Source organism: Bacillus kwashiorkori (assembly GCF_001375515.1).
Lineage (GTDB): Bacteria > Bacillota > Bacilli > Bacillales > Caldibacillaceae > Bacillus_BK > Bacillus_BK kwashiorkori.
Genome location: NZ_CTDX01000009.1, coordinates 63,773 through 78,300, shown reverse-complemented (window position 1 = coordinate 78,300; position 14,528 = coordinate 63,773). Strand labels below are relative to the sequence as shown.

7 protein-coding genes and 1 pseudogene are annotated in these 14,528 nt (G+C 36.8%); all 8 read right to left on the bottom strand.

The features are described 5' to 3' along the window. Positions 1-168: 168 nt before the first annotated feature. The gene (locus BN1242_RS02245) at positions 169-954 is read right to left on the bottom strand and encodes an enoyl-CoA hydratase/isomerase family protein (protein WP_062350713.1); all 786 of its coding nucleotides are present in this window, start codon (positions 952-954) and stop codon (positions 169-171) included. A gap of 107 nt (positions 955-1,061) precedes the next feature. Then, on the bottom strand, positions 1,062-3,869 hold the full coding sequence (locus tag BN1242_RS02240; protein WP_062350710.1) for a GGDEF domain-containing phosphodiesterase: 2,808 nt from the start codon (positions 3,867-3,869) through the stop codon (positions 1,062-1,064). Between the two features lie 1,373 nt (positions 3,870-5,242). Further along, a complete protein-coding gene (locus tag BN1242_RS02235) occupies positions 5,243-6,019 on the bottom strand; it encodes a 3-hydroxybutyrate dehydrogenase (RefSeq protein WP_062350708.1) in 777 nt (258 codons plus the stop codon). Between the two features lie 318 nt (positions 6,020-6,337). Continuing rightward, positions 6,338-8,065: a methyl-accepting chemotaxis protein gene (locus BN1242_RS02230; protein ID WP_062350705.1), complete on the bottom strand. Its 1,728-nt coding sequence runs from the start codon at positions 8,063-8,065 to the stop codon at positions 6,338-6,340. 294 nt (positions 8,066-8,359) lie between these two features. After that, a complete protein-coding gene (locus BN1242_RS02225; RefSeq protein WP_062350703.1) occupies positions 8,360-8,959 on the bottom strand; it encodes a transposase in 600 nt (199 codons plus the stop codon). Between the two features lie 145 nt (positions 8,960-9,104). Further along, positions 9,105-9,242 (bottom strand): annotated as a pseudogene (locus tag BN1242_RS13325) (GrpB family protein); the annotation flags it as partial. A gap of 917 nt (positions 9,243-10,159) precedes the next feature. Beyond that, entirely contained in the window at positions 10,160-10,297 is a 138-nt protein-coding gene (locus tag BN1242_RS13595; protein ID WP_158661038.1) for a hypothetical protein, read from the bottom strand. 326 nt (positions 10,298-10,623) lie between these two features. Then, on the bottom strand, positions 10,624-14,325 hold the full coding sequence (locus BN1242_RS02220) for a bifunctional 2',3'-cyclic-nucleotide 2'-phosphodiesterase/3'-nucleotidase (RefSeq protein ID WP_077216080.1): 3,702 nt from the start codon (positions 14,323-14,325) through the stop codon (positions 10,624-10,626). Positions 14,326-14,528: the final 203 nt, after the last annotated feature.

The window sequence follows — 14,528 nt, the reverse complement described above, 5'->3', positions numbered from 1 at the left end:
TAATGGACTAAAGGAAAGGTCAGGTGTTGAAAGTTTTCTATTAAAAAGGTGGGTTGTTACTTCACTGGTTGAATGTACAAGCTGACCCTTTTCCCTTGTCTGCCTTAATAAAGAGTATTCTTTTTATAAATTGATGAGGAAAAGCACTTGAAATTGGAAACTGCTTTTTTATCGATATGTAAAGTTCGGTTTTCGTTTTTGTAAAAATGCTGCAACGCCCTCTTTATAATCGCTCGAGTCAATGGATTCCTTTATTAGCTCCACAACTTCTTCACTATCTTCCGTCGCACCGTGTAAAATGTCCGTTATGATTTTTTTTGATGAACGAACAGTTAGCTGAGCATTGTTCGCAATCTGCGTGGCAAACTCATAAGTTATTCTTTCTAGATTATCATGGCTGACGACTTTGTTAATTAAGCCCATTTCACGTGCTTCTTCTGCGTTAATCATTCTCCCCGTGAAGAGCAGGTCCTTCGCATTGGATGGACCTACTAGATCAACTAAGTTTTTCGTACCAGGAGTATTATAAACGATACCTAGTTTTGCTGGCGTGATCGCAAATTTACTAGTAAAATCGGCAAATCGAAAGTCACAAGCGATGGCAATTTCACAACCACCACCGATGCAAAATCCGGAAATCATCGCAATACTTGGCTTAGAGCAGTTTGCTAATCTTTTTTCCAGTGTCATCGGCAGTTTGTTAAACTCCATCACACTTTCTATGCTGTTGCGTACGGTCGCAAATTCACTGATGTCAGCCCCGGCGGAAAACGCCTCATTTGTCGTACTGCGAATAATGATGACCTTTACATTTTTGTCGTTGTCGCATTGTTCAACGTGACTAATTAGCTGTCGCCACATATCAACGGTTAACGCATTCCGCTTCTTGGGCCTATTAATAAAAATCGTGCCAATCTCATCGTGCACCTGCAAATAAACATAACCCTTTCCCATACCCGCCTCCTGGTTGTTTTTTGAATTTTCGTAATTGTTGGGGACAGTCCCCCACCGCTTTAACGCGTTAGCACTTTAACGTAGCGGGGGACAGTCCCCCACCGCTGTCACCTGAGTTTGTTGAGAAGTTCTTGGTCGGTTAGTGGCTTGCTGAATAGGAAGCCTTGAATTTTTTGGCATTTTAGGTCGTTTAATAGTTTGAGTTGACCTGTCTTTTCGACCCCTTCTGCAATTAATTCTAACCCTAAATTATGGCCGAGCAAAGCAATTGTTCTTACAATGGCAATCGCATCATGGGAATCTTCAATATCCCGAACAAATTGTTGCGCAATTTTTAATGTGTCAATTGGTAGCCGTTTTAAATACGCTAAAGACGAATAGCCTGTACCAAAATCATCGATAGCAATTTTCATTCCTATCTTTTTCAATTCCAACATTTTTTGAATAACTTCTTCTATATTTTCCAACGCTACCGACTCTGTTAACTCAATCGTTAAATAGTGCGGATTCACTTTTGTTTTTTCGACAATTCGCTTTACTGTTTCGGTAAAATTATGTTGTTGAAACTGCTTTGTTGAAATGTTCACACTTAAATGTAATGGTAAATAACCTGCTTGTTCCCATTCTTTTAACTTTCTACATGCTTGCTCTAGAACCCAGTTACCGATCGGAATAATTTGGCCAGTTTCTTCTGTCAATGGAATAAACTCGCCTGGAAAAACGATTCCCCTCGTTGGGTGGTGCCAACGGATTAAAGCTTCCACACCGACAATTTTATTTGTAATACTGTCTACTTGCGGTTGATAATGGAGGACAAACTGTTGAAATTTTAACGCTTCCCGCAATTCATACTCGATTATTCCTTTTGCTGAAATTTCACTAGAAAATTGTTTTTCATAAAATAAACAGTGGTTTTTGCCACGTTTTTTTACTTGGTAAAGTGCCTCATCCGCATGCTTTAACAATGTATCCACATTGTCCCCATCTTCTGGAAAAACTGCTATCCCAATACTAAGGGTAATGTAAAGATTCCAGTTATTTACTTCAAAAGGTTTTTCAGAAATACATAGTAATACTTTCTTCGCTACTTCTTCAATTTCTTCTTTACTTTTCATATCTTCTAAAATAATTGCCCACTCATCACCAGATATTCGTGCAATAAAAATATCTTTTCCAAGTGTGTTTGTTAATTTTTTGGCAACAAGTTGTAAAAGCTTATCACCGACCTCCCGACTAAATGTATCATTCACCCACTTAAATCGGTCAATATCCATCGTTAGGACTGCAACATTTTCGGATTTTTTTGACGCTAAATAAATCGTCCCTTCTAATTGCTGTAACATCATCCTTCTATTCGGTAACATCGTTAAATCATCATGAAAGGCAAGAAAATGAATTTGTTCTTCAATTTGCCGCCGATCTGTTACATCATGGATAACTACAAATAATGCATCTTCTCCACGGTACGGAATATAAGTAGAAGTTGTTTCTACAATACGTTTTTCACCGGACAATGTCTTCACATTTATATCTGTTAAATAACTATTCGTCAATTCCGCAATTTTAACATTTTTTAATCGTTCGATTGATTTTTCATCCAAAAAACTGCAAATCTCTTTGTTGAGTATTTCCTCTTTTAATCTTGCTCCGAGTAACTCGACCCCTGCTTCGTTTGTAAAAATAATCCGGTTTTCTTTTATTATAAAAAATGGACTTGGTAAAAACTGAATTAAGCGTTTATAACGTTCCTCGCTTTCTTGCAACTCCATCGTCTTTTCTACTAACTCCGTGTTATCTATTAAAATTCCGTTTAATACTGTGGAACCATTTTCATTTTTCGTTAAAAATATTTGCTCATTAATAAAGCGTACTTCCCCATTTTTACTAATCATTCGATATTGCTCAGTAAAATGATTTATTTTTCCTTTTCCTAATTTTTTCCTGTTTTTAAATACACGTTCACTATCATCTGGATGAATTAAATTAAAATAAAGATCATAATCAGCAAAAAATTCTTCGTTCGTATAACCGGTAATTTTTCCAATTCCATTAGAACAAAACAATAGTTTTTGCTCATCAAGGTTGTAGGACCATATACCAACTTCTAATATATTGTATAAAATTCGTAACTGGCTTTCACTTTCCTTCAGCGCCTTTTCCGTGTTATGACGGGTCGTAATATCATTGCAAATTCCGTAAATCCCTATAACCCCGTCATCAATGACAATCGGTACGTGGGTTACCGAAATATAGCGGACATTGCCATCAATATGTTTCACTTTCAGTTCAAATGTATGTGATTTCCCTGTTAATGTTTGTTGAAAATATTGAAGTGACTTTTCTTGATCATCTTCATGAACAATTTTTATGGCGTATTGCCCTAATAGATCAGTCGGTGCAATACCTAGCCATTTGGCAAAGGCATCATTAAGGTGAATGAAGCGTCCTTCTTTATCCAGTTCATACACGCCATTTTGCGTTTGGTAAAATAAAGAACGATACCTCTCTTCATTTTCTTGTGAAATTTTGTTTTGGCAGTAGGAGGAATAGTAAACTTTCATAATGAATAAAAGTAATGGCATAAATAATATATTCACAGCCGTCAAATTTAGTGATAAGCTCCATTCCTTTAGTGTGATGCTTTTATATAGAAGTTCTACTACCCCGATTGCGAGTGCGACGAGTAAAACTTCAGCGATAAACTTTTTCGGACGGAAAGTATCGTTATGTATTTTTTTAAAATAGTATATTGCTAAAGCTAAATTTGTAATAGTTGCAATAACAAGTACAGACCAGTGTATCACCCAATAGGAAAGAGTAATAATAAAAGTTAATAGTAGAGCGAAAACAAGTAACAGGATCATTAATAATGTTATATTGACGAACTTACACTTTGCGTGAAATAGTTTTTCCACTGCCTACCCTCCTAGTTCCTTATGGTGTCGCTTTCTATTTTTCTTTTTCTATAAATGCAAGATTAAAGGTGGAAATGATGGTGAAACGGGATTCTGGATGAATATTCAAAATCAAGGTGAACCGTTCAATTTACAAGGAGTAGTGTGCATTTTCTTCTTTCTTCTTGTAATGAGGGTGCCCGAATGTTTCCTAACAGTTCTGCCACCAATTTGTTTTATTCATGCGAGTTCAGGTGCAGTTTAGTGCTAAGGTGCTTGGATTTCGTAAAATTCCTAATGCGATTATTAAAATGGTTGTTGAGTGGAGCTTTTATGTAACAGAGTTTTTTGAAATAACTTTTATTATACTAATCTAATTATACTACTTTCATAAATTGGATAAACTTTTTTCCACATGGTTTACTGTTTTATTTGTTGAGAATTTGTGAATATTTAACCTTTTTATTTAAAAGCTTGATTGGGGGGAACGAATGGGAGAGTTGGATTGGTTGGCGGGGTGGAAAGAAATGGTAGCGGAGAATGAGAAAGTGAAACGTAAGGGGATCTTTGGAACCATTTAGTGCGGGAAAGTAATAGTGGCAAAGGGTAAGATTAGTGTAGTGTAACTAATAGAGAAGATGCTTTGTTTGGTCCTGGATTGAATTGGGGACATACGATGGTGAAGTGGAGACAAATAAGGAGTTTGAGGCAGTCTCGAGCTAAAATTAAGAGTGCCAAACGCTGAAATATATGGACGTGATAAAAAGGGGGAATATGTAACCATGATGTGCTAGAGTTTTTTCGTATTGCAGAATTTTTTGGGCATGTGATTAATGGATAATGACCATTTTGGGCTTCAATATATGTATAAGTATTCCTATTAGAATAACCGTCTCGGAATTTATTTTTCTAAGATACTATTGTTTAATAAGATTCGTCACCTATGGGGTAAAAGAACTTTTTTGCGGGTTGAGAACGTTTAAATATCGGGTTTTTTTACTAATATCGTTATCGGGTGGGAATTTTTTTCTAAAGATAAAGGGAATCCTTTTCGGCAAAGTTTCCCTCACTTTCATAAAAAATATTTTTTAATAGAGACTGTGGTTATTCAAATTACTGCTAGTGCTATCTCCATTGTTTTTTTGTGAGATTAGCAATTTCAGCACACATTCAAAGTTTTTAGCAGAAGCATCTAGGCGATTAATCAATTAGTTGAACAAGAACAACGAATGACAGCACTAGCGAATGATATTAAAGAAACTAAAAAAGAAGTAGCGAATATATCGACGATTGTATCAATCAATCCAAAAAATTGGAGGTCTGATGTCAACAAAATTGTTAACCAAATTGCCATCAAACAAGGTAACAAATTCCAATATCTCGGCACCTTGACCCTATTGAGCAGTATAGCCTCCGTCAATAACAGCTGCTTGTCCAGTTATGCCACGGGCTTTTTCACTTGCAAGAAATATTGCATAGTCGGCAATTTCTTCAACGGATAGCAGTCTTTGTTGCGGGACTAACGGATAAATAACTTCTTTAAGAACTTTTTCTAAAGGTACATTACGAGTTTTTGCTAAATCGGTTAACTGATTGCGAACGAGTGCGGTGTCGACATAACCAGGACAAATGGCGTTGGCAGTAATCCCATGTTCGGCAGTTTCTAAGGCGGTTACTTTCGTGAGACCAATAAGACCGTGTTTAGCAGAATTATAGGCAGATTTTCCGGCAAAACCAATCAAACCGTTAATGGAGGAGATATTGATAATTCGCCCGCTTTTTTGCTGTTTCATTATTGGAAGAACATGTTTTGTAGTAATAAACGGACCGACTAACATTACTTTAAGCATGAACTCAAATTTTTCAGTAGGGAATTCTTCAATTGGTGCAACATGCTGCAGCCCGGCATTATTAATTAAGATGTCAAGTCGTTGGTAAGTATTGATTGTTTCGTCGATTGCCTGCTTAATACTTGTTTCATTAGTGACATCACAAGTAACACCATGGCAATCAAAACCCGCCTCCTGCAATTCATTCACTCCACTTATTAACTTTTCTTCATTAATATCTGTAAAAACAACTTTAGCACCTGCCTTCAGGAACGAACGCCCAATCTCAAAACCGATTCCGCTCGCCGCCCCTGTAACAAATACCACCTTCCCACTAACCATAAAAAATCCTCTCCTCTAATTGAGGGGACTGCCCCCATTGACTATATGTATTAAACTACGCACTTTAGCGCTTTAAAGCGGCGGGGGACTGTCCCCGTTTAGTAGCGGGGGACTGTCCCCGTTTAGTAATTATTATAAGCTGCGGGATGTTGAATAACAATACGTTTTTATCGCATTTTCATAATAGTTGTCGGACGATGGAAGGAGCTGGAAAGCAAAAGAAGCAAGAGTTTGAAAACTCTTACTTCTTTATTATAGAGAGCATATTTTTGGAAGTGATTGTGAAAAGCTTATAAACTCAAACATCACTCAAACACTTTAGCGCTTTAAAGCGGTGGGGGACTGTCCCCCTGAAAGTTTGAATTTGGTGATTTCGTTGTTTAGATTTTCGGCTAGTTCTGCCAGTTTGGCAGAGCTTGTGGCGATATCTTCCATGGAGCTAGTTGTTTCTTCTGTGGCAGCGGTTGTCTGTTCTATACCCGCTGCTGATTCTTGAGCAATTGCAGCAATTTCCTGGATAGAGGAAATGATTTCTTCAGTTTTTGTGCTCATTTCTGTTTGGTTTTCAGATACTTTATGGATATTTTCCACCATCTGTGATATCGAATAGCTAATTTTATTAAATGTTTCACTCGTTATGTTAATTTTTTCTGTACCTTGTTCGACCTCTTTATAGCCGGTTTCTAGTGAATCGGTTACGGAGTGATATCCTTGTTGAATATTTTTCACAATGTTTGATATTTCTGTAACAGATGCTCCTACTTGTTCCGCAAGTTTTCTAACTTCATCTGCAACGACCGCAAACCCTTTCCCATGTTCACCTGCTCTTGCTGCTTCGATAGCCGCATTCAATGCAAGTAAATTGGTTTGGTCGGCAATTTCTTTTATTACTACAATGAGCTTGGAAATTTCTTGAGATTCATTACTTAATTTTTGCACTTTTTCCACTGACTCAAGGACTATTTTATCAATTTTAACCATTTGTTCTTTCGAAGTATCCATTAACTCACTTCCACCGTTAGTTAGCTCCATAATTTCTGTTGATACGTGCTCAATTTTTTCACTTTGGGCACTAGTAGCTTGCATTTTTTCTGCAAAATCGACCATTACTTCCGAAATTTCTGTCGTACTACTTGCTTGCCTTTCAGATCCAGTAGCTAATTCCTGCATAGTTAACGCAATTTGTTCTGCACCAGCTTGCACTTCATTGGCTGATTGCGCTAATTCTTCACTATGGCCAGTAACTGTTTGTGATACTTCGTAAATGTTCTTTAATAGTTTTTGCATGTTACTGTTCATAACATTGGTCGATAAAATTAGTTGACCGATTTCATCTCGTAAGTTTGTTTCTAATGGTTTATGTGAAAGGTTTCCGTCAGCTATTTTGTTCATCCTACTTGCTACTATTCTAATAGGGCGGGCAATTTTTCGAGAGGTAACCAAAGAAATGATAACTCCTAAAATTACGGCAAATAATGCTACACCAATTCCGACTCGGGCAGAATTATTATTATAGCGAATAATATCCTCAGCCTTTTGATTTATCGCCACTTCCCGTTCTTTCGCTGATTCGGTAAACCCAATGATTAGTTCATTAGCAAGTGGTTCCGCTTGTTTTGTAAGAATATCTAGAGCCTTATCCTTATTTCCTTTATCATACTCGGTAAAAATTTGGTCTGTTAACGTACCCCACTCTACTTTTTTTGCAATTAATGCTTTTGTCGTTTCACTATCACTAAGCTGTATAATCTTGTTTTCTAACTCAATACTGCTTTCTAACATACTTTCAAAAGTTTCACGGTACTTTTCATCCTCATTTAAGAAAAATGCCCGAACTAAACCAGCACGGTCAGCCATGTTTAGAGCTATTTGTTCATCAGCAATTAACAAAGATAAATCTTTTTTCACAATATCTGTAGTTAGTTCATTTGATTTATCCACTGCTAAAAAGTTATATGTAGCGATTAATAGCGATAGTACGATAATTAGCGAAAAACCAAATAGTAGTCTTTTTCTAATAGTGTTGAACTGGAAAAACTTTTTCATTTCATCATTACCCCACTTTGCTGTTGTTCTCTGTAGTTTTTTTTTGCTAAATTTTGGTTTTTCATGCTTTATAGAGTGAAAAAAAGCGGTGCACCTTTACCGGAATATTTTATCACATATAAAAAGGGGACGGTGGTAGTTTTTTGAAGTTTGGGGGTGGTAATTATTGCTAACAACTAACACTCCACAACCCGAACAATCACAAAAAACAAACTACCACTCCTCCCTCCGCACGCACTTTAGCGCTTTAAAGCAGTGGGGGACTGTCCCCAACAATTGTGTAGGTTTATTCATTTATTCATTTATGGTTGCGCTAGTTACGTTTAGTAGGTGTTGCCATGTTTCGTTGGATTTGAGATTGATGTCGGTTTCTACGAAAATTTGGTAGTTTTTTTGAGGTGGGGCTGCAAAGTAGTTAAGTGTTTTTTCAGGATTGACGTGAGGGTTTTTTACATTACTTATGAAAGAAAGATAGCTGCTCCACCGATAATCTGCTAAATCTTTTACAATATTTGCTTCAAGAGGGTTGCGGTGGATATAGCGGCTAGTTTCTAGGAAGTATGAAATATTTTCTATTATACTCGCACCATAGCGCCCTTGAAAAACGTGACCAACAAAATCATATTTTTTATTAAAATAAGTTGCATAACGGAAGTGCAAGTCTTTCATGATATATTTTATATGATCATCAATTGTTTCTATTTGTAAGTGAATATGGTTAGTCATCAAACAATAGGAATGGAGTATAAATGGGTATGCAGTCTGAACATTTTTAAGAATTTCCAAGTATTTTAGATAATCGTCCGTCTCTTGAAAAATTGCAGCCTTCCTATTTCCACGAGCGGTAATATGATAAGTTGCTCCTGGGTACCATACTCTTGGTTTTCTAGACATAATAAATAACCTCCTCATTATTTTGAAATTTTTTAATAATTTTTACCAGTTTTTTAAAAAATAGATGCATGTCATGACGATGGAATGTTGGTGGAATGACGGTGGAATGACGGTGGAATGACGGTGGAATTTTACACAAAAAGTCTTATTTTAGTTTTGGAAAAGAATCCCCCCTTTCAAGTTCAGTGATTCGTCGTTCATGTGGATGATGTAGTAAATAATCACGAAAGGCTAAGTGTCGTACGATATGGGAACTGCCAACGGGGAAAATATGAACATGATATGTGCGATGATCACCACCTTTTCGTTAAAAAAAGAAATCAGGAGCTGCCACGTCTTAGCTGGGACCCTTTGCTACTAGTGATTTACCATCTGTTTAAAAGCGGAAATCGGGTTATAGCATCGAATATTACTGTTGAAGTAAAATGAGTTGTTTTTAGGTAAAAAAACATTTTTTAGAAAACTTGTATAGTGGTAGTTTTTGCCATTAATGGAGTGCCTGAAAAAAGAGGATCAGGGTGGCAAAATACCAGCCTATGTAGCCCGCTAGCATCAACGCCACACTTTAGCGCTTTAAAGCGGTGGGGGACAAAGCGGTGGGGGACTGTCCCCAAGCGGTGCTATGTAACTCGCTAGCATCAACGCCACACTTTAGCGCTTTAAAGCGGTGGGGGACTGTCCCCTTATGTCAAAGGGTCAAAACCCGTTACTAGAATTTTCAAAAAATCAACTCCTTAATTATCCCTTATTTCTCTTTTACTTAAGGGCTATGTCGCTATATCGACTTTTACAAGTAATTCTTTCTTATAGTTGGAATGAAGGAAGGGTACACTTCTTTTTTCCATTTTGATAAAATCATAGCAAATAAGTGTGTGGCTCATAGTTTCTAGGCTCTTCTTTGTTAAGCTCACTTAAATGTTGGATGAAAAAACTAACATTCCATCAGGCTTGCTTCCGAAAAATAAGGTTGTGATTTTAAAAAAATAAGTATTTCCTGCTTTAATACTAGTTTTTCCTATAAATGTTAGGTAAAATACTCAGATTTAGCGTCGCCATAACAGCTCTTGCTTTATACAAGTTTTATGTAGTTCTCCTGTTCCTTGTAAAATAATATATCTTTTCTGTGAAAAAGTATTTTCATTTCATGGTTGTGAGCGGACGATCATGAGCGCTTTTATAGCGAATACTAATCTCTTTATTCTACTTAATTATCTTCTTCAATTGATCTGTAATTTGCTTTAATAGATCATCTAAAGTTAGGCTTTTATTCGTTTGTGCATTTACATAGGTTGATACTAAAATTTCTTTAAAAGCCTCTTGTTTTTGCTTATTATCCATCTCCATCCTCCCTAGCTTTATCTATTACTTAAAAATCACCTGACAACATTTATAAGAACTAGCTATTCTCTTTAACATAATAATTTTGTAGCAGGAGAACTAACCACCCAATCTAGTATTCTAGACAAATGTTGTGTGACGCGGAGATAGTAGTTCAAAATAACTAAATAGAATTACCTGACTTTTATACTATATTATAACAATCCACTAAAAAAAATCTAGTCAAAAATTGTCAAATAATATGACAAAACAACTGCACTGGGGGACTGTCCCCAACAATTGTGAATATTTGCAAAAGGTGCCCATGCTGCGGGCACCTTTTGTTTTTATGCTGCTCGTTTTCTTCTGTAGTAGAGGACGGATCCTGTTGTAATTAGGATTATTCCGGCAGCTAAGCTGTTGTAAAGGTTTGTTGCCGTTTCTGGTAATTTTTCGCCATCTTCAGGTGTATTACCAGTTCCGTCTCCTTCACCCGGTTGATTTCCTTCCCCTGGATCAGGTGTTTCCCCTGGATCAGGTGTTTCGCCCGGATCTGGATTTTCCCCAACATCGCTTAACAATTGAATTCTACCTTCAATTTCCGCTTTAATTGGACCTTCTTTTGCCAACTGTCTTACATAATCAGCAAATATATCAATGTCTACACCAACTACTTCTCGGTTTGTTCCTTTTGTAAATGCGTAGTAGAAGTCACCGCCGCCAGCCATGAAGTTGTTGATTGTCACACTATATACTGCACTCGGATCAATTTTTGAACCATCAGGTAAGAAAATGTCTACCACATTTTCACCAACAGTTTTTGTCTCATCCCAAGTGTATGAAAGACCTGAAATTTGCATGATTCGGAATCGGTCTTCTCTAAATTGTTGGTTCAATACTTCTCTTATTTGCTCACCAGTCATATCAATTGTGACAACATCATTACCGAATGGTTGGATTGCAAATAACTCGCCAAATGTAATCGTACCTGCATCTAATTCATCCCGAATTCCGCCTGAGTTCATAAATGCAAAGTCTGTTTTTCCAGCAGCGCGCATTGAATCAGCAATTAAATTACCTAGTGCGCTTTCTCCCGCTTCATTTGCCTCTCTTGTTATTGGTTTTTCAGTATAGCCAACTTCTGCTTCTAAAATTGGAGCAATTGCTTCTTTATATCCTTCCAATTCCTTTTTTACTTCTCCATCTAAATATTTTTCATCATGGAAAGTTGTGACAATTTCAGCTGTTTTTTCTACAATATCCCCAGTTAATGGATCAATGACTAAATCCACATTCGAGAAAGCCGTACCGTAAGAATAGGATTGTACTAGTAAAATATCATTTACCGTTGCATTCATATACCGATGGTCATGGGCGCCAAAAATTACATCCACTTCTGGATCTACTTTTTTCGCAAACTCAACAATTTCACCTTGTGGATTTGTTCCATCTGAATTAGAAGTACCTGAACTATGTGCAAGAACAATAATAGATTTTACACCTTGCTCTTTTAAAACTTTCGCATATTTATTAATTGCTTCTACTTCATCCGTTATTTCTACATCTTCTAGAGCCGATTTTACAACAATATCTGCTGTTTCAGTTGTCACAACACCAATGAAGCCAACAGGAACTCCGTTAATTTCCTTTATAATATATGGATCTAATAATAATTCATCCTTGTAAAGCACATTGGCCGCAATATAAGGGAAAGATGCCCCTTCAAATGGACCGAACTCTTGGACTGTAGCAGGATGCTCCCCACCATTGATTAAGCGCATCATTTCTTCTACGCCTTCATCGAATTCATGGTTACCCGGAATACCTAAGTCAAAACCAATTTTATTTAAAAATCTAATGGTCGGTTCGTCTTGTAAAAACGCAGAAACAGGACGGCTTGCACCAACTATGTCACCTACGTGTACCATCATCGTATTTGCTGGATTTTTAGATTCATAGGCTTTCAAATAACCAGCCAGATACTCAATTCCTCCTGCAACTTTATCACCAATTTTTGTCGTATAATCAAGTTGCCCATGGAAGTCATTAATTCCTAAAATTTTAGCGTGAATATTTTGGTCAAACTCATAAGTGAGCCAACCTTCTCTCTCACTAGCTCCATGAATTTTTACATTTGGTGTTACGTCTAAGTATTGTTCTCCATCTGCGGAAGATTGGAATGTTAACGTAACATCCCCTTGAATTGGGGCAATTCTCCAGTTATTGTCAGCAACAGCTTCAATAACTTGTTTTTCTTTAATATAATCCATAACAATTTCACGGTTTTCATTTGGAGCATCGATAACTACTTCCGAACCTTTGATGCCTGGGAAGTTTCCGCCACCATCCGCCCGATAGTTATTTGTAATAACAATAAATTCGTCATCCGCTTTTATTGGTGTACCATCCATGTACGTTAGTTTAGTGATACGATTGGAGTTTTCATTAATTAATTGACCATTACCTACGTTGTAACGTGCTGGTTTTGTTACATCAATTTCATATTTAATTCCGTCAAACACATCAAAATTATACGGACGGAAATCTAAATTCAATAAATCTTGTGGTTCCGTTTTTGCCGGATCAATTTGGTTAAATGAAGATGCGACAAATTCTAGCCATTCCTGAATTTTTGCACCAGTTAAGAGTAGCCCTTTTACAGTATTATCAAAAAGGTATAAATCGTTGGCACTCTTAATTGATAGTTCACCTGCTGGGATATTTGTAAAGTCACCCGCACCATTTCTACCACCCTTATATGGAGCTGCTGTAGAAATAACTGGATATTTTTCTAAGTCTGATGCGTTTTCTTTTATCCATTTTTTAGCAAACGAAATTTGTGCTTCATTCACTAATTGTACCGATGGATCATCCATTACTCTCGTAAAATATGTATGCATCGGCTGTTTCGAAATACCAATTTTACTACGTACATAGTCAAGTGTCGCTTGATGGTATTCTTGAACATCTTTTACAATTTTTTCATCTAATTTTGTGTCTACTTCAACTGGACGTGGTTTGTTTTCGATAGTTTTTTCAATTGTCCATTTACCATTAGCATCTTTTACAAGTTGTAAATCAATAACACCTAAATGGCTTCCGAAAGACCCTGCTTCCGTTGCTGGTACCCCATGAATATGGCCTGTTTCATTGTCGATACCTTCTATACCATTAAAGCTTTTATCACCTGGGAACACTAGATGAGCATGTCCGAATAACATGACGTCAATTCCCGGTACTTTTGTTAAGTCATATACCGCATCTTCGGCCATTTCTTGTCCAGCTTGTGAGATATCACAACCAGAGTGGGCAATGGCAACAATAATATCTGCGCCTTCTTCACGCATTTTTGGAACAAATTTTTCTGCAGTTTTAACAATGTCCGCAGCAATAACTTTTCCTTCTAAATGTGATTTATCCCAAGTCATTACTCTAGGAGGGACAAAACCAATTACACCAACTTTTAATGTAGACTCGTCGCCACTATCGTCTATAATCGTTTTTTCTAAAATTTGATATGGCGTAAAATAGTTTTCTGTTGCATTACCGTTTTCATCTACATGATAAACGTTGGCATTAATGATCGGAAATTCAACTTCTTCTAATACATTGTCTAAATATTCTAGTCCATAGTTAAATTCATGGTTTCCGATTATTCCAGCATCATATTTTAAATAATTCATAGCTTGGAATAATGGGTGAACTTCATCTTTTCCAATAGTATTTTTTACATAGCTTGCTAGTGGTGTACCTTGAATCATGTCTCCAGCATCAAAAAGCATGCTGTTTGTTACTTCTGATCTTGCCTGTTCGATTAACGTGGCAGTTTTTGCCAAACCGAACTTAATGTTTTCATCCGTGTCTCTGTAATAATCATAAGGCATAATGTTGGAATGTAGATCGGTTGTTTCCATGATTCGGAGCGTTGCAGTAGTGCCCGATGTTTCAGCTGCTTTCGCTATTGGTGCGTTCATTTGCGCTAACATTGGAATGAGAACAATCAGCACCGCTAGGAAAGTGTTAAGAAAGCGTTTACTATTCTTACTCATTACTTCACCTTCTCCTTCAAAATTGTAGGTACAATCACATTTTACAAGATTTGTTGCTAGAATAATAGTATTTTCTGAAAAAATCGCGCCTTTTGACAAAAACCGACAACACCGAATCTGCACAACGGGTGACTGTCCCCAACAATTATGTATTTTCTGACAACCAAGTGGGTTGTTCGGTTATGTTTTGTTTCGCGCTGTTT